Genomic DNA, 16,548 nt, shown 5'->3' with positions numbered 1-16,548 from the left:
GTCGTGCTCAGCCGGAACGGCGTTGCGCTATGGCTGAGCAAGATACGTCAGAACTGCCGTGAGTCCGGCATTGGTAGCTGCTTTCACCGTGGGTGCGTAGTCCGGCAAGAAGGTCGGCATGTGGTTGACTGGAATGTCTTCCGCGACTCTATTTGCCGCAACGGCTTCATCCCACTGTGCCTTCGGGGTGCACCCGATAAGCCAGTAGAAGTACGGCACGTCAAACGCCAGGGGGATGACTGGGAAGTCCTCAGACACTGTCTTTCGGTCGGCTTCAGCAGACTCATGCTTGAAAACCTCGTCGAAAGACTGGCGGACCTTTGCGTACACCTCGGCGTCATTGCTCATAAGTTCTCCGTGAGCGAAGTACTCGAACGTAGGCGCTTCGGTGGCACCCGATGCTTGCACCTCTGCGCGAACAACCCGCTCGATGGAGGCGTACATCTGCTCTTTTGTCTTGTTTTGATAAAAGCGACAGTTGAGTACGAGTTCCGCGGAGTCGGGGATAATGTTGTTCGTCGTTCCAGCGTGCAAACTGGCAACGGTGACGACTGCGAAGTCAGAAGGATCGACTTCCCGGCCTACGAGACCTTGCAGGCGGGCAATGATCATCGCTGCCGTAAACGTTGGGTCTATGGCGTTGTGTGGCATAGAGCCGTGCGCACTTCGCCCCGGGATCGTAATCCTGATGGAGTCACATGCCGCGAACTGGGGACCCGCTTTTGACATCACGGTTCCCGCAGGTCCGGGCATCACATGCTGGCCAAAGCAGACGTCAGGACGTGGGATGCGTTCCAGAAGTCCGTCATTGACCATCGCTTCTGCCCCTACCCCCAGCTCTTCTCCTGGTTGAAACAGTGCAATGAACGTCCCACGCCAGGCGTGGCGGGTGTTGTCCATAAAACTGCACATACTGAGAAGTGCCGTGGTGTGCATGTCATGGCCGCAAGCATGCATGGTGCCGACGCTCGTGCCGTCCTCAAGACGCACCTTTTTCTTTGAAGCGTATGGAACTTCGGTAGCTTCCGTAACTGGGAGCCCATCGAAGTCGGCACGGAACAGTACAGTTGGCCCGTCACCGTTGCGGAAGACCGCACAGATTCCGTAGCCCCCAATCGGTGCAATTACTTCGCAGTCGAACTGGGTAAGTTCGGCGAGGAGCCGTTGGTGCGTCTCCTCTTCTTGCATCGATAGCTCGGGCGTGGTGTGCATGAATTCGTAGAATGCACGCTGCCACGATTCGTCAACGACGTAACTGTTGAGAATATCGTTGATGTTGATCATGTACGTCCCTCTGTGCGTCACTCCGCACGTGCTTGCTTAACTACCATCACATTAAGTAATACCAGTCTTTTGGGAGGAAGGTATAAACAACTTTGGTCTAAAGGACTGGGTTGTAGAGGAGAGAGTTGCGTGACGGGGCACATTCTGTGGCAATACGCAGCGACTTTGTCACATTCCCGGCATCGCGGAGTCGGTAGAGTTTGTCCACCATTTTGTCACGAACATCAAACGGGGAAAGCGTATTGACGTAGATTTTAGTGCCGCCTTCGAACCCCGCGAGTGTAGAAATACGCCACTTAATGTTCACCCTCCATGGCATCGGAAGGTCCAGATCCACAGGCCGGTAGTGCCACTCCTCGTTGCACGCGACCTCGGGTCCCATCGCTGCGTGGATCGCGTGCACGAGGTCCGACAGACCGCGCACTTCCTGCTCCGACTGCTCCCATGGTGCACAGGTTGCGGACTTGGAATAGATGGAGACAGTGGGGTAGCGGTGCCCGATGCCTGCGATGGCGATTGCGAAGTCGTTCTCCGCGATCACCAGGTTGTGGTAGAACGCGTAGTTCACTCCCCATTCGTTGTACATGTTGATGTTCTGGCGCAGCTTTGCAATCTCCATCTCGGCCTGCACGCCACGCGCGTCGACGGTGACGAGCTGCTTGTGCAGGTGGTCGAAGGAGGCGCCAGCAGGCGCAAGCCAGTTTTGGAAGACTACGACGTACGGGGAGTAGGGATTCTTTACGACGAGGTCGTGGAGGGAATCAACTGTGAACTTGAAGAAAGCCCCGTGCTCGTCTTCGGTGAGTGTTCCGGAGCTTGCTAGCTGTGTGTCGTCGGTGGCGCCGTCGACGAAGTGGCGTCGAGCAATAATGACGTCGTGACCGCCGCCGAAATACGCGGGCGCGATCTCCAAGAGTGACGCCTCGTCGCGGTCGGGATTCTCTCCGGAGGCCTTGAGGCGGGTGCGAACGATGTCGAGGACGTGGGCCTTGCCGGCGGGGTCCGCGAGGTAGCGGTCCATGTGTTCCTGCTGGGACTGGGGCATGCTGTAGCCGTAGTTCTTTGCCCAGTAGTCGTAGGAGACTATCTCGAAGAGGTTCGGTACGCGGCGGAACTCGGCGGTGGTGGCGTCGAGCTCTTCGGGCATCGCGTTGCGGACGATCTCCCAACCATCCCGGGTGCGAACCATGCGTGACTTCTCTGGTGGGGTGCGAAGCTGGTGGGCGTCACAGAAGTTGCAGTGCTCGTGAAAGTCGGAATCGCTGAGCGGGTGCGGGGTTCCTGAGGGGTGGGAAAGGGGCCGGTTTCCTCTGCCTGGGACCGTCCAAACCTCGGTGCCGGAAAATGGGTTGACTTGCTTGATCGTGCCGTCAGCCATGGTCGTCAGGGCGTCACGATACGAGTGCACTGGAAAAGTCATACCTGCTACGTTACTCCCCGGTGTATTAGCCTGTTCGTCATGGCGATCATTCAGTTCCATGTGTTGGCCCCCGATGCGTCGGCAGAAAAGTTGGCGGAGGCGTACCAGCGCGCAATCGATATTTTGGTGCGGCGCGAAAAACTCACTGCCGGAAATGTTGTGTACACCCCGCATGTAGCGTTGCCTAGCGAGGTCACCGAGGAACTGGAAGCAACATACGTGCAGGACAGGCAGGTCTCGGCTGAAGAAGAGGGTGCCGCCCTCCAGCGCTACGACATCGAGGTTGAAGGCGCGAGGAGCCTGAACAGCCTGGCGATGGGCCTGTCGCGGATTCTGACCCCGCGAGCGCAGCTTCCATCAGACCCCGTCGCGTTGGAGCAGCAAGACCAGTTTGAGGCGCCTGCACTTTACCCCTGGACCGTCGAGGTGTTCAGGTAACGAATCGCCGCCTCGCGGCCTGCGCGGCGGAGTTGCTCACTGGTGTCAGCGATGTTTTCAAGGGGGACTGCGATTGCTTCACCAGCGGGTTCGGCGTCGAAGCTACCCGCCACAATTACGCAGACAGCACCTGCATCAGCGGCAAGGTCGCTTACCGTGCTGGCAACCTTGCCAGCGGCGGTTTGGGCGTCATAGCGTCCCTCGCCGGTGATGACGAGTCCGGACTGTGCGATAAGATCTGCGAGCCCGCTGGCGTTCGCGATGACGGGCGCACCGGGGGAGATGGAGACGTGGCTGGCATCGCCGTGCAGGAGCGTTGATAGCCAGGTGATGCCGATCGCGATTCCACCCGCAGCCCCGAAGGCCGGAGTAGTGGGGTCGAGACCTGCTACTTCGCACAGCCTGGCCAGCCCGCGGTCGAGCTTGGCCACGTCTTCTTCGGAAGCGCCCTTCTGAGGTCCAAATACAGCGGCGGAGCCTTCCGGTCCCGTAGCGGGCGAATCCACATCGGTGAGTAGTACCCAGTCGAGCGCGCCTGCGGGAATGTTGACCTTTGCGGTATCGAGGTCCGCGAGGCGCTCGAGGTCGCCGCCGCCAGGCTTGAGTTGATAGCCCTCAGCGTCGACGGGGTTCGCGCCAAGGGCTACGAGAATGCCGGTGCCGCCATCGGTGGTTGCCGAGCCACCCAAGCCGAGCACGATCCGTGTTGCGCCACGGGTTTGTGCGTCGGCGATGAGCACTCCGGTGCCGTAGGTATCGCCGGTCAACGGAACTGGTGAATCTGCGACGGCGGGTAGCCCAGAGGCGGCAGCGACGTCGATAAACGCTGTGGTTGAAGCGGCATCATAGGTGTAGGTAGCCTCCGTGAGGCGCCCCGCGGCGTCCGTGGTGGGCAGGGTGATGCGCTCGCCCTTGAACAGTTCGGAGGTGCCTTCGCCGCCGTCGGCCATTGGGGCGAGTTTGATGGTTGCGTCCTTTAATATCTCGCGGACGCCTTCTCCGATCCACGTTGCGGCCTGCTCAGCCGACGCCGTGCCTTTGAATGCGTCTGGGGCGATGGTGACTGTGGTTGGGGTGCGCAATGCTTCATCCATGAGGGCAAAGTGTAGTGCATACCTTCCGTTGTGTTGCACACTCAGCGCAGTGGTTCTCGGGTACGATGACCGACATGTATCGCGTTTTTGAAGCACTTGATGAACTCGTCCAAATCGTTGAGCAGGCCTACGGCGTGCCAATATCAAGCTCTTGCCTCGTGCCGCGCAACGAAGTGCTTGCGCTGTTAGACGATATTCGTGACGCAATCCCGAATGAGATGGACGACGCTCAAGATGTCCTCGACCGGCAGGACGCTATCTTGCATGGTGCACAGGAACGCGCGGACGATTTGGTGGCTCAAGCCAATGCAGACGCGAAGCACATTATGGATGAGGCAAACGAGCAGTCTCAAGAAATGATTGACGACGCCCAGTCCCACGCGACCATGCTGGTGACCAACGCTGAAGAGGACTCCCGCGATATGGTCAGCCGCGCACGCGAAGACGCGGAAGCCACCGTGGCGCGAGCACAGGAAGAAGCTCAGCGCCTGGTTGAAAACGGTCAGAAAGAATACCAGCGCTCAATTGATGAGGGCTTGGCGCAGCAGGAACACCTTGTTTCCGAGGCAGAGGTCATGCGTCGCGCAGACGAGGAGGCGCACCGCCTGGTCGAGCAGGCGCACGCGGAGTCCTCGCGTCTGCGCGGGGAGTGCGACGAGTTTGTGGATTCCAAGCTTGCGGAGTTTGAGGAGTCACTTTCCGCAGTGCTTCGCACAGTATCTAAGGACCGTTCTGCGCTCCGGCGTGGCGCCGGCGTCTCAGGCGGCAGCCAACGCGCGGAGCGTTACGACTACGGCGAGCATTAGGAACGCACAAGAGAAAACCAGGTAGCACTTCCGGAAGAAAACCGATGTAGAGTTTGGGTTGCTATGGCTAAAAATCCTTTCATTATTCAAGTAGCTGACGCTCTGCACGGCGACGGCATGCCGGTAGTTGTCCACAACGTGGGCCCAGCTCCCTCCCGCATCGGGCCAGAGATGATCGCAATTCCGGAAGGCCAGGAGGTGGCCGTTGACGCTACCGTGACCCCGCTTGGTTCTGGCGTGATGGTCGACGCCACCGTGACCGCGGTACTGGAAGGGCAGTGCGTACGCTGCCTGCGCACCCTGCAGCCGACGGAAACGCTGCGTGTCTCCCAGGTGTTTTCTAACGGCGACGACTTCATCCAGGGTGATGAAGAAGTAGAGGAAGACGCAGGATCCGGGGATGAGATCATGCGCATCGTGGAAGAAACGGTTGATCTCGAGCAGGCCTTCGTCGACGAAGCTGGCCTCACACTGCCGTTTAACCCGACCTGCCAGCCTGCATGCCCCGAAGACAGCGATGTTCCGGCACCAGACGGCATCAGCGGCGAAGCAACCGACGCGGTGGATCCGCGCTGGGCTGGATTGGAGAAGTTCCTATGAGCCGACGTTCAAAGAAGAATCGCGTCAGCGGCGAAGAAGCGTGGAACAGCGCGTTCTCCGAAGTAGACCATGCGCCTCTGCTCGAGTGGCTGGGTGTGGAGCTGGACGACGAACTGTTGCGACTCGCCTTGACGCATCGCTCCTTTGCCAACGAGCACGACTACCTGCCAAATAACGAGCGGCTTGAGTTCTCGGAGACGCAGTGCTCGGTCTGACCGTAGCCACGAAGCTCTTCGAGATCTACCCTTCGAGCTCCGAGTCGGTGCTCTCCCCGATGCGGGCCTCAATTGTGTCACGCTACGGGTTGGCGGATGTCGCCCGTGGCATCGAGCTTGGTAAGTACGTGCTGCTTGGAAAAGGCGAGTTGCATACCGGTGGCAGGGACAAAGAGTCCATCCTCGCCGATACGACGGAGGCGCTCTTTGGCGCGATCTATCGGCAGCACGGATTCGAAGCAGCCCGCGACGTAATTCTTAAGCTCTTCCACGAGAAGCTCCACAACGCGACGGCACACGGCCACAGGCAAGACTGGAAGACTGTGCTGCAGGAACGCCTCGCGGAACGTGGCATCCCAATGGTAGAGTACGAAACGACGTCTGAAGGCCCCGAGCACGACCTCGAATTTACGTCGTACGCGATCATTCTTGGTGAAAACCGCGGACGTGGAGTGGCGCATAACAAAAAGCTCGCCGAGCAAGAAGCAGCCAGGGAAGCAGTGGCGTTCCTTCAGAAGCACCCGGAAGCGCTCGTTCTTGAGCAGCAGACCCAAGACAAGGCGTAGCTGATGCCCGAACTGCCGGAAGTTGAGGTCGTGCGTCGTGGCCTGAACGAGCACATTGTTGGCAGGACATTCGACAGCATCGAGGTCGCGCACCCCAGGGCGGTCAGGGATAACACCGTCGATTTGGCAACAACTCTTCCCGGGCTCCGCGTCACGGGCACCGGACGCCGTGGCAAGTACCTCTGGCTGACGCTGTCCGAACGGAGCCTGCCTCCTGGTGCACCTTAGAATGAGCGGCCAGATGCTCGTCGGCGCGCCGGGCAGCGTAGATAGCCCGCATGCGCGAATTCGTGCCAGGATGGGCGACGTTGAGCTGGTATTCGTTGACCAGCGGACATTCGGCTCGTGGCAGTACTGCGAGCTTGACGATGGCATCCCAGAACGTGCAAGCCACATTGCGATGGACCCGTTCGAGGAAGGCTTCGACGTTGATACAACTGCAGAGTTGATGCGGCACAAGCGATCTGCGGTCAAAACGGTGTTGTTGAATCAGGCCGTAGTCAGCGGTATTGGATCCATCTACGCTGACGAGGCAATGTGGGCGGCACGCGTCGCGCCGTGGCAACGGGCAGATACACTCGCTCAGGAGAGTGCGGTCGAGCTTCTCGACGCATCACGTGACGTCATGGAGCGTGCTCTTGCACAAGGCGGAACGAGCTTCGACTCCTTGTACGTGAACGTCAATGGTGCCTCGGGGTATTTTGCCCGCTCGCTGAATGCCTACGGGCGCGCGGGTGAACCTTGCGCCCGCTGCGGGGACGCCATTGTGAAGACGGTCGTGAACCAGCGGTCGAGTTATTACTGCCCAACATGCCAGGATCCTGAGCAAAATCGCGAATAATCCTGTCATTGCGACTAGGATTCTCCGCATGGAAAAAGCAACCGAGTTCATTGACGGAACTCTCAACGGCATCATCTGGGACATTGTCCCGTGGCTCCTGCTTGCTGCGGGTGTCTACTTCGGGCTACGTACCTTGTTCGTACAGGTCCGACTGCTTCCGGAAATGTTCAAGGCGGTCACTGAGACCCCGAAGGGCAAAGACCGCGACGGGCGCGATTTGGACGAAGAATACGGCGGTATTTCTGCGTTCAAGGCGTTTACCATTTCCGCTGCTTCCCGCGTGGGCACGGGCAACATCGCTGGTGTCGCTCTCGCGATCTCGGTTGGCGGGCCTGGCGCAGTGTTCTGGATGTGGATGATCGCCATTGTGGGTGGCGCTACCGCGTTCGTTGAGTCCACGCTCGCACAGCTGTGGAAGACGAAAGACGAAAGCGGCAACTACCACGGTGGTCCCGCCTACTACATGACGCGCGGACTCGGGTGGCGCCCGCTCGCCGTGATCTTCGCTGTTGCGCTCTCGTTCACCTATGGCTTTGTGTACAACGCAATTCAGACGAACTCCATCGTTGAGGCCGTCGGCGGTTCTGTTGGCTCCGACTCGATGACGCTGAAGCTGATTGTGGCAGTGATCCTTGCTGCCCTGACTTCTGCCATCATCTTCGGCGGTGTGACCCGTATCGCGAACTTCACGCAGGTCGTCGTTCCTTTCATGGCGGTCGCCTACATCCTGGTTGGCCTGCTGGTAGTCATTCTGAACATTCAGGAAGTTCCAGGGATGATCGCGCTGATCGTCGGCCACGCCCTGGGGCTGAAGCAGGTTGGTGGTGCGACGCTGGGTATGGCGTTTGTCTGGGGTATGCGCCGTGGTCTGTTCTCGAACAAGGCCGGCCAGGGGTCCGCTCCGAACGCAGCGGCTACTGCGACGGTATCGCACCCGGTGAAGCAGGGACTGGTGCAGACGCTCGGCGTGTACTTCGACACCCTCGTTGTGTGCTCCATTACGGCGTTCGTCGTGCTGCTCGGCCCTGAGATCAACTACGGCTTGGATGATGTACAGGGTGCATCGTTGACGCAGTCCGCCTTGGCGGCAACGGTGGGTGCGTGGGGCACGCACTTCATCACGTTCATTCTCTTCTTCCTGGCGTTCTCGTCAGTGATCGGTAACTACTACCTTGCGCAGGCGAATATTGAGTACCTCTCGGACTCGAAGACGGTGCTGAACATTTTCCGCTGCGGTGTCATCGTCTTTGTGTTCTTCGGAGCGTTCGGCTCGATTCCGCTGGTGTGGTCGCTTGGCGACACGATGGCGGGCACGATGGCCATCATCAACATCATCGCGATCGTCCCGCTTGCGGGTGTCGCCATCAAGCTGCTCAAGAACTACAACGAGCAGCGCGTCCAGGGCATCGACCCGGTGTTCCACCGCGACATGATGCCTGAGGTCAAGAACGTAGAGTTCTGGGACGGCTCCGACCCGGTCACGCGCCGCAGCCTGGAGGACCGCATCACGGCTTCCGAGGCCCGCGCCGTAGGTGAAGACAACGAGCAGGGCGGTTTGAAGTAGCCGATGGCTACCATTCGTATGACCGCGTTTGTGCACGGGCACGTTCAAGGCGTCGGGTTCCGCTGGTGGACCCGCTGCCGGGCCTTGGAGCTCGGCCTACAGGGGTATGCGAAAAATCTTGTCGACGGCCGCGTTGAAGTGGTCGCGGAAGGCGACGAGGGGGACGTCGAGAATCTGAGGCGGCTGCTGGAGGAGCAACCCTCCTCACAACGGCGACCGGGCCGCGTGGACATAGTAGTCGCGCAGTACGGTGAGCCTCGTGGGGCGGAAGGCTTCCACGAACGGTAAACTCACCACAATGCATTTGAAATCGTTGACGCTGAAGGGCTTTAAGTCCTTCGCTTCTTCGACGACGATGAAGTTCGAGCCCGGCATCTGCGCTGTTGTCGGACCGAACGGCTCAGGTAAATCGAACGTCGTCGACGCGCTTGCCTGGGTGATGGGGGAGCAGGGTGCGAAGAATCTACGCGGTGGGAAGATGCAGGATGTCATCTTCGCGGGAGCGGGGGACCGCAAGCCACTAGGGCGCGCAGAGGTAACACTCACCTTCGACAACAGCGATAAGCACCTTCCAGTGGACTTTACGGAGGTCGCGATCACGCGACGTATGTTCCGTGATGGGGCTTCCGAGTACGAAATTAACGGCTCGAAAGCCCGGCTGATGGACATTCAGGAGCTGTTGTCGGACTCCGGTATTGGCCGCGAGATGCACATCATCGTCGGGCAGGGCAAGCTGTCTGAGATTTTGGAGTCGCGCCCTGAGGAGCGCCGAGCGTTCATTGAGGAAGCCGCGGGTGTGCTGAAGCACCGACGTCGTAAAGAGAAGGCACAGCGCAAGCTGCAGTCGATGCAAGGCAACGTCGACAGGCTGCAGGATCTGACAGATGAGCTTGGCAAGCAGCTCAAGCCGCTGGAGCGCCAGGCCGAAGCCGCGAAGCGCGCCGCGACTGTGCAAGCCACGCTTCGCGACGCCCGGCTCCGCCTCGCCGGCCACCAGATGGTCACGTTGCAGGCAGCGCATGCACAAAGTGACGAGAGTGCGAAGCTGCTCGAAGAACAGGTCGAGACCGTGACCGCGTCGCTCGAGAGCGCTGAGGAACAGTACGCGCAGCTCGAGGAAGAACAACGGGAGGTACAGCCGCGTGCCCAGGAGTCACAGGAAACTTGGTTTGCACTGTCATCTCTCGAGGAACGGGCGAACGCGACGTTGCGCATCGCACAGGAACGCGCGCACAACCTGAACACGCAGACTGAGTACCACGGGCAAGACCCAGAGGAGCTGCTCGCTCGGGCAGCAGCAGCGGACGAAGAATATGAGGTGGCCATTGAGGCTGCCGAGGAAGCCGCGGAGCGACTTGAGGTTGTTCGGGAAGACGTTGCCGAATACCAGGCTGCGTTCGATGAAGCTGAACGCGAACACGTGGCGCAGATTCAGGCGGTAGCGGATCGCCGTGAGGGCGTTGTGCGGCTGGTGGCGCAAGAGGAGGCGCACCAGCAGGCCGTGCTCGGAGGTGAGCAAGAGGCAACCCGGCTTGAAGAGCAGCTTTCACTCAGCAGCGAGCGGGCCCACAGCGCCCGCGGCGAAGCCGAGGAGGTAGCTGAGAAGATTGCTGAGCTTGAAGCCCGCCGAGGGCCACTCGTCCATGAGTACGAGCAAGCAAGCTCGGAGCTCACTGCCGCCGAGCAGCGCTTTCAGGAGCTACAGACGCAGCAGCGCGAGCATGAGCGGGCGGTGTTTACGCTGCAGTCGAAGATAGAGACGCTGCAGCACCAAATGCCAACACGTACCGCGGAGGAGATGCTCGGGGGCTATCCCGCGCTTGCATCACTGGTGAAGGCTCCTGCTGACCTGGCAGGAGCGCTGGCTGCCGCGCTTGGTGGCTTCAGTGAGGCATTGGTGGGCGAGCGCGACTTGGACGTTGTGGAGCAGCTGCAATCCGCAGATCGTACCAGCATCGTTGAGGCAGTCGGCGGCGCGCTGTGGCGTGTTGAAACCGACGGGTGCTATGACTGGCTCCTCGACCACCTCGACGTCGACGTTTCGGTCGCGGGCCCCGTGGCGCGCCTGTTAGCAGACGTTGTTGTAGTGGAGACGCCGCAGGAGGGCGTGGACGTCGTGAAGGCAGACCCACGACTGCGTGCTGTGACGCGAGAGGGGGCACTATTCGGCGAAGGCTGGATGTCGGTAGGCATCGCGAGCGCGTCTACGGTCGAGGTGAGTGCGCAGGTTGAAGCCGCACAGCGAGATCTACACACCGCAGAGCACGCGTTGGCGGAGCTCTCGGGCACGTTTGAGGGAGCGCAGCTCGCAGCCGAGGACGCGCGGGTGAATGTTGCGGCGGCGAAGGCAGCGCTGCGCGAGCACGACACCGAGGTTGCGTCGTGGCAGCGTGAGCATCAGCGCTTGGCTGCGCAATCGGACACGGCCGAGCAAGAGCGCGTCCGTGCCGCGCAGCAGCTTGAGGAGGCAGAGCAGCGGCTCGCTCAGCGCCGTGAGCAACTGCTGGAAACCCAGGAGCGTCTTTCTCGCATCGACGACGCTCCTGCTGCGGAAGGCCCTTCGCCCGAGGCACGCGATGCTGCATCCCAGCAACTGACGCAGGCGAAGGCGCTCGAACTGGAAGCGGTTCTCGCTGCTCGTGAGACGCAACAGCGCGCTCAGGCGATTGCGGGGAAGGGCGATGCGTTGCGTCGCCAGGCGGAAAACGAGCGCCAGGCAAAAGCGCGTCATGACGCAGCCGTTGCACGACGGCGGTCCCAAGCCCTGCTCGCCGGAGCCGTGAAGGAACACACGGAGGTACTGATCTCGCGAGTCCAGGATGCATTACAGCGAGCCACCGCGCAGCGCGATGAGCTGCAGCGCACGCTTGCTGCGCTGCAGGGCAGGATTCAACAAGAGCGATCGCAGGTCAGCGCTGCTCGTCAGCAGCTGAATCGGTTGAGTGACCGCGCGCACGCCGCAGACATTGCAAGGTCGCAGGCGAAGGTACGTCTTGAGGAAGCTCAGCAGAAGATCGTCGAGTCGCTCGGTATTTCGGTCGATGACTTGCTCGCGAACTTCGCGCCGGGAGAAGACTTTGACGAGTCCACTGAGACCCAGCGACTGCGCCAGGCCGAAAAAGACTTGCGCTCTTTGGGGAAGGTGAACCCGCTGGCTCTCGAAGAGTTTAAGGCGCTTGAGGAACGCTATACGTTCCTCTCTACCCAGCTTGCCGATGTGATTCAGGCTCGAAAGGACTTGCTCGACGTCATCGAGGATGTCGACGCCCACATTCTGCAGCTCTTCACGGATGCCTGGCACGACGTGGAGGAGGAGTTTCCACGTGTGTTCCATACGCTGTTTCCCGGTGGGGAAGCCCGCCTGATACTCACGGAACCAGATGACATGCTGCTTACCGGTATCGAGATCGAGGCGCGCCCACCGGGCAAGCGCGTCAAGCGGCTGTCACTGCTTTCAGGTGGGGAGAAGTCGCTGACTGCTCTGGCGTTTCTGGTGGCGATTTTCCGAGCGCGCCCGAGCCCGTTCTACGTGCTGGACGAGGTGGAGGCAGCGCTCGATGACGTGAATCTGCGCCGATTGATCGCGCTGCTCGAGGAGCTGCGGCAGGACTCGCAGCTCATTGTGATCACGCACCAGAAGCCGACCATGAATGTGGCGAACGTGCTCTACGGTGTCACCATGCGCGGTGATGGTGTAACGAGGGTGCTCTCACAAAGAATGCGCCCGGCGGGGTCAGCTCCTGACTCCGATCCGGACGCATAAATAGGGGTGCGGGGGTTAGTTCTTTACAACAAGCTCCAGTGTTCCCTCAGGACCAACTGCGAAGAGTTTATCCTGGCCGAGCACCTTCAGGCTCGTGGTCTGCTTCAGCAAGTCGCTGGTGGTGTTTTCCCAGATGGTGTCCTCAGACGGGCATGCCTTCCTCGTCGTCGGCGTCTTGAACGTGGAGACCGCACCAGTTGCTTCGTCAATGGTGAAGCCGACGCCGTAGCCGTTGCATGGACCGCCTACAAGCACGTAGCCCTTATCTTCCTTGACAAATTGGACAGTAGCGCCGTCATACAACGGCAGTGGTGCCCAGGTGGTGTTCAGTGCGGTGGTGAGCGCCTCACCAGTCGCTGGCACTGCCTCCTTCGGCGCGTCGGTGCCAACGCTCGGCACGTCTACCTTTGAGCTGCCAAGCTGGCCACTTGAGGCAATGATGCCAAGTCCGACGGCCAGCGAAATCAGTGTTGTGAGGACTGGCAGGATCCATTGGGCAACGTCTTGTGGCAGATTCTTCAAAAATGGGGGAGTATTCATAAACCTTATTCAACCACGTTGTTGGCATAAATGGGGTATTCCACACAGTTTTTGGGCGCCTTTGGCACTATGGAAGTCATGACTACGTACTCGTTATGGATTGCAATCGCAGCTGTGGTGCTCGTGATTCTCATTGTGGGCATCATCATTGTTGGCAATAAACGGAAATCGGCAAAGTCTGTTTCCTTTGAAAAGACCGAGGAGCCGAAAGAACTTACCCAGCAGGAGAAGTCTGGAAACTACCAGGCAAAGGGGGGTTTTAATTTCGCTCAAGCAGGAGTGAAGGAAAAGGAACCTATCCCGCGTGTCGACGCCCCCTCCGATCCGAAGCCCGCTCAGGCTGTGCCAATGCCGGAGCCTGAGCCGCTTGTAGACGAGGGGTCGACGTCTGAGCCTGCGCCTGAGCCGGAGCCAGTTGAGGAAACTCAGTCCGAAAAGCCTGAGCCGGTGGCTGTACCGGAACCGCAGGCCGACTCTGAACCTGCAGTAGAACCGAAACCTGAGGTTGAGAAGGAGCCGGAACCGACACTGGTCGCGGAAGAGCCAAAGGCGCCCGCGCCTGCAGAACCCGCCTCCGACGAAGCAGACGTCGAACACCAAGACATCGAAGAAGCACAAGAGGCAGCGGACGCAGCCGCAGCAACGGTTGACGGGGCGGAACGTGCCCTGGAAGACGGCGCCGAACCGACCGAGGACGCAATTGTCAGCGAACCAGTCTCCTCCGAGCCTGTCGAGGCAATCGCGCCAGCCGCAGGCCGGATGGGCAAGCTGCGCGGGCGCCTGTCGCGCTCGCAGAACGCGATTGGCCAAGGGCTGCTTGGCATTCTTACCGCGGGCGACCTCGACGAGGACGCGTGGGAAGAGATCGAAGACACCCTCATCATGGCGGATATCGGTGCGGATCTGACCATGCGCATTACCGATGCACTGCGTCAGAAGATTGCCGAGCGAGGCGTGACATCTGAGGCTGAAGCACGCGCAATGCTGCGAGAAACCCTGATCGAAGCCGCGAAGCCAGAGCTCGATCGTTCGATTCACGCAATGCCGAACGAAGGCAAGCCCGCTGTGATCCTGGTAGTCGGTGTCAACGGCACGGGTAAGACCACCACGACGGGCAAGCTTGCACGCGTACTCGTAGCGATGGGCCACTCGGTGGTACTTGGCGCTGCGGATACATTCCGCGCTGCTGCGGCAGACCAACTGGAGACGTGGGGGCGTCGGGTAGGCGCCTCTACGGTCCGCGGAGCAGAAGGCGCGGACCCTGCCTCTGTCGCGTTCGACGCCGTGGCGACCGGCGTGCAAGAGGGTGCGGATGTCGTGCTTGTCGACACAGCGGGCCGTCTGCACACCTCGACTGGCTTGATGGATCAGCTGGGTAAGGTGAAACGGGTCGTCGAAAAGAAATCCACCGTTGATGAGGTGCTCCTGGTACTGGATGCAACGGTTGGACAAAACGGCATTGCGCAGGCGCGAGTGTTCCGTGACGTCGTCGATATCACCGGCGTGGTGCTGACGAAGCTGGACGGTACCGCGAAGGGCGGCATTGTGTTCCAGGTGCAAGAGGAACTAGGCGTGCCGGTCAAACTTGTGGGTCTTGGCGAAGGCGCCGATGACCTCGCGCCGTTTGAAGTAGAGAGCTTTGTGGATGCTCTGCTGGGATAGCCTGGCGTGATGTGAACAGTTGGGCGGAAAGGCGCTAGGCTAGGTGCGTTCTGTCTCATTACCGAAGAATGAATTAGTTAAGGGAGCAACGCACTGTGTTCGAGTCACTGTCTGACCGCTTACAATCAGCGCTTGGAGGCTTGCGCGGCAAAGGCAAGCTCACCGAGGCTGACATTAACGCCACAGCACGTGAGATTCGGATCGCGCTGCTGGAGGCTGACGTCTCGCTGACTGTCGTACGCGCCTTCATTAAGCGCGTGAAAGAGCGCGCTTTGGGCTCCGACGTTTCAGAGGCGCTGAACCCGGCACAGCAAGTGGTCAAGATTGTTGACCAGGAGCTGACCGCCATTTTGGGCGGAGAGACTCGACGCCTCAACTTTGCAAAGACACCGCCGACCGTCATCATGCTGGCAGGTCTACAGGGTGCTGGTAAGACCACCCTGGCAGGTAAGCTGTCCCGCCACCTGGCAAAACAAGGACACACACCGCTGCTGGTGGCCTGTGACCTCCAGCGCCCGGGCGCGGTGCAGCAGCTCCAGATTGTGGGTGAGCGCGCCGAGGTTGCAACGTTCGCTCCGGATCCTGGCACGTCCATCGACTCGTTTGAGCACGAGATGGGCACTTCCCACGGCGACCCTGTCGCGGTGGCGCAGGCTGGTATTGAGCACGCGAAGCAAAACAAGCACGACGTGGTGATCATCGATACCGCGGGCCGTTTGGGTATTGACGAAACGCTGATGACGCAGGCCCGTAACATCCGTGATGCAGTCCAGCCTGATGAAGTCCTGTTTGTGATCGATGCGATGATCGGTCAGGACGCGGTCACGACTGCGCAGGCCTTCGCAGACGGCGTGGACTTTACCGGCGTTGTGCTGACGAAGCTCGACGGTGACGCCCGCGGTGGTGCAGCCCTGTCCATCCGTGAAGTCACCGGCAAGCCGATCCTATTCGCGTCCACAGGTGAGAAGCTCGATGACTTTGATGTCTTCCACCCGGAGCGCATGTCGAGTCGCATCCTCGGTATGGGCGACCTGCTCTCACTCATTGAGCACGCGGAGACCGTCTTCGACCAGAAGGAAGCTGAGGAGGCCGCGAGCCGACTCGGCACTGGGGAGCTCACGCTTGAAGACTTCCTGAACCAGATGCTGATGATCCGCCGCATGGGCCCGATCGGCAATCTGCTCAAGATGATGCCTGGCGGCAAGCAGATGAACCAGATGGCGGACATGGTTGATGAGAAGCAGCTGGACCGCATCCAGGCAATCATCCGCGGTATGACGCCTGAGGAACGCGCGAACCCGAAGATCCTCAATGCGTCGCGCAGGAAGCGCATCGCTGTTGGTTCCGGCGTGAAAGTCTCTGACGTCAACCAGCTCGTTGAACGCTTTTTCGAGGCGAAGAAGATGATGGGCGCGATGGCCAACCAGTTCGGCCTACCAGGAATGCCGGGCATGGGTGGCGGACGCTCCGCGACGAAGAAGAAGCCCAAGGGACGCAGGGGCAAGAACGGGAAGCGCAAGCCCGCGAAGCGCCGTGGTGGAGGCCCGAAGATGCCGGGCATGCCACAGATGCCGGGAATGCCTGGCATGGAGGATCTGCAGAAGATGCAGGAACAACTTCCTCCAGGTATGGAGGGGCTTGACCTCAACAATCTTGACTTCGGCGCAGCGATGAAGCGCATGGGCAAGAAGAAGTAGTCAGCAAAACGCTGAAGGGCCGGTACGGGCATCCGTACCGGCCCTTTGCTATCGTGCT

The 16,548-nt window shown here is 60.1% G+C and carries 12 protein-coding genes and 2 pseudogenes; 10 read left to right on the top strand and 4 right to left on the bottom strand.

What is annotated here, in order from left to right; translation table 11 throughout:
* Positions 1-27 precede the first annotated feature (27 nt).
* Together R0V12_RS02035 and R0V12_RS02030 are read right to left on the bottom strand one after the other, a co-directional pair.
* Positions 28-1,284, bottom strand: a complete 1,257-nt coding sequence (locus R0V12_RS02035) for an amidohydrolase (protein ID WP_320072722.1) — start codon at positions 1,282-1,284, stop codon at positions 28-30.
* Positions 1,285-1,381: 97 nt separating this feature from the next.
* Entirely contained in the window at positions 1,382-2,704 is a 1,323-nt protein-coding gene (locus tag R0V12_RS02030) for a DUF4921 family protein (protein WP_176754849.1), read from the bottom strand.
* 39 nt (positions 2,705-2,743) lie between these two features.
* Between R0V12_RS02030 and R0V12_RS02025 the strand changes: the two genes are divergently transcribed.
* Entirely contained in the window at positions 2,744-3,142 is a 399-nt protein-coding gene (locus R0V12_RS02025) for a hypothetical protein (protein ID WP_320072721.1), read from the top strand.
* Here R0V12_RS02025 and R0V12_RS02020 read toward each other — a convergent pair.
* Positions 3,112-4,236: a glycerate kinase family protein gene (locus R0V12_RS02020; protein ID WP_256000299.1), complete on the bottom strand. Its 1,125-nt coding sequence runs from the start codon at positions 4,234-4,236 to the stop codon at positions 3,112-3,114. The genes R0V12_RS02025 and R0V12_RS02020 overlap by 31 nt on opposite strands.
* A gap of 74 nt (positions 4,237-4,310) precedes the next feature.
* Between R0V12_RS02020 and R0V12_RS02015 the strand changes: the two genes are divergently transcribed.
* From R0V12_RS02015 to smc, 7 genes and pseudogenes are all read left to right on the top strand, one after another.
* The gene (locus R0V12_RS02015; RefSeq protein WP_070363481.1) at positions 4,311-5,042 is read left to right on the top strand and encodes a DivIVA domain-containing protein; all 732 of its coding nucleotides are present in this window, start codon (positions 4,311-4,313) and stop codon (positions 5,040-5,042) included.
* Positions 5,043-5,105: 63 nt separating this feature from the next.
* A complete protein-coding gene (locus R0V12_RS02010; protein WP_070362261.1) occupies positions 5,106-5,642 on the top strand; it encodes a YceD family protein in 537 nt (178 codons plus the stop codon).
* Positions 5,639-6,423 (top strand): annotated as a pseudogene (rnc, locus tag R0V12_RS02005) (ribonuclease III). The gene R0V12_RS02010 and the pseudogene rnc overlap by 4 nt, the downstream one beginning before the upstream one ends.
* Before the next feature lie 3 nt (positions 6,424-6,426).
* Positions 6,427-7,264 (top strand): annotated as a pseudogene (mutM, locus tag R0V12_RS02000) (bifunctional DNA-formamidopyrimidine glycosylase/DNA-(apurinic or apyrimidinic site) lyase).
* A gap of 28 nt (positions 7,265-7,292) precedes the next feature.
* A complete protein-coding gene (locus R0V12_RS01995; RefSeq protein ID WP_320072720.1) occupies positions 7,293-8,828 on the top strand; it encodes an alanine/glycine:cation symporter family protein in 1,536 nt (511 codons plus the stop codon).
* 3 nt (positions 8,829-8,831) lie between these two features.
* Positions 8,832-9,116 (top strand): acylphosphatase, encoded by a 285-nt coding sequence (locus tag R0V12_RS01990; RefSeq protein WP_320072719.1) that lies wholly within the window; start codon positions 8,832-8,834, stop codon positions 9,114-9,116.
* 10 nt (positions 9,117-9,126) lie between these two features.
* A complete protein-coding gene (gene smc, locus R0V12_RS01985) occupies positions 9,127-12,591 on the top strand; it encodes a chromosome segregation protein SMC (RefSeq protein WP_320072718.1) in 3,465 nt (1,154 codons plus the stop codon).
* A gap of 15 nt (positions 12,592-12,606) precedes the next feature.
* On the opposite strand, the gene R0V12_RS01980 is transcribed toward smc, so the two are convergent.
* Positions 12,607-13,131: an META domain-containing protein gene (locus tag R0V12_RS01980; protein WP_070362267.1), complete on the bottom strand. Its 525-nt coding sequence runs from the start codon at positions 13,129-13,131 to the stop codon at positions 12,607-12,609.
* Between the two features lie 78 nt (positions 13,132-13,209).
* Here R0V12_RS01980 and ftsY point away from each other — a divergent pair, with 78 nt between their 5' ends.
* Positions 13,210-14,793 (top strand): signal recognition particle-docking protein FtsY, encoded by a 1,584-nt coding sequence (gene ftsY, locus R0V12_RS01975; protein WP_320072717.1) that lies wholly within the window; start codon positions 13,210-13,212, stop codon positions 14,791-14,793.
* Between the two features lie 95 nt (positions 14,794-14,888).
* A complete protein-coding gene (ffh, locus tag R0V12_RS01970) occupies positions 14,889-16,490 on the top strand; it encodes a signal recognition particle protein (RefSeq protein ID WP_256059558.1) in 1,602 nt (533 codons plus the stop codon).
* Positions 16,491-16,548: the final 58 nt, after the last annotated feature.

The organism is Corynebacterium sp. UMB2355A (assembly GCF_033877495.1).
In the GTDB taxonomy this organism is placed as follows: domain Bacteria; phylum Actinomycetota; class Actinomycetes; order Mycobacteriales; family Mycobacteriaceae; genus Corynebacterium; species Corynebacterium pseudogenitalium.
The sequence above is the reverse complement of the archived record's forward strand: the minus strand, read 5'-3'. Positions and strand labels throughout refer to the sequence as shown.

Bases quoted from the DNA above. Each gene is read 5' to 3' on its own strand.
- R0V12_RS02025 (WP_320072721.1), top strand. From the start codon at position 2,744: ATGGCGATCATTCAGTTCCATGTGTTGGCCCCCGATGCGTCGGCAGAA.
- R0V12_RS01995 (WP_320072720.1), top strand. From the start codon at position 7,293: ATGGAAAAAGCAACCGAGTTCATTGACGGAACTCTCAACGGCATCATC.
- smc (WP_320072718.1), top strand. From the start codon at position 9,127: ATGCATTTGAAATCGTTGACGCTGAAGGGCTTTAAGTCCTTCGCTTCT.
- R0V12_RS01980 (WP_070362267.1), bottom strand. From the start codon at position 13,131: ATGAATACTCCCCCATTTTTGAAGAATCTGCCACAAGACGTTGCCCAA.
- R0V12_RS02015 (WP_070363481.1), top strand. From the start codon at position 4,311: ATGTATCGCGTTTTTGAAGCACTTGATGAACTCGTCCAAATCGTTGAG.
- R0V12_RS02020 (WP_256000299.1), bottom strand. From the start codon at position 4,236: ATGGATGAAGCATTGCGCACCCCAACCACAGTCACCATCGCCCCAGAC.
- ftsY (WP_320072717.1), top strand. From the start codon at position 13,210: ATGACTACGTACTCGTTATGGATTGCAATCGCAGCTGTGGTGCTCGTG.
- R0V12_RS02010 (WP_070362261.1), top strand. From the start codon at position 5,106: ATGGCTAAAAATCCTTTCATTATTCAAGTAGCTGACGCTCTGCACGGC.
- R0V12_RS01990 (WP_320072719.1), top strand. From the start codon at position 8,832: ATGGCTACCATTCGTATGACCGCGTTTGTGCACGGGCACGTTCAAGGC.
- R0V12_RS02030 (WP_176754849.1), bottom strand. From the start codon at position 2,704: ATGACTTTTCCAGTGCACTCGTATCGTGACGCCCTGACGACCATGGCT.
- R0V12_RS02035 (WP_320072722.1), bottom strand. From the start codon at position 1,284: ATGATCAACATCAACGATATTCTCAACAGTTACGTCGTTGACGAATCG.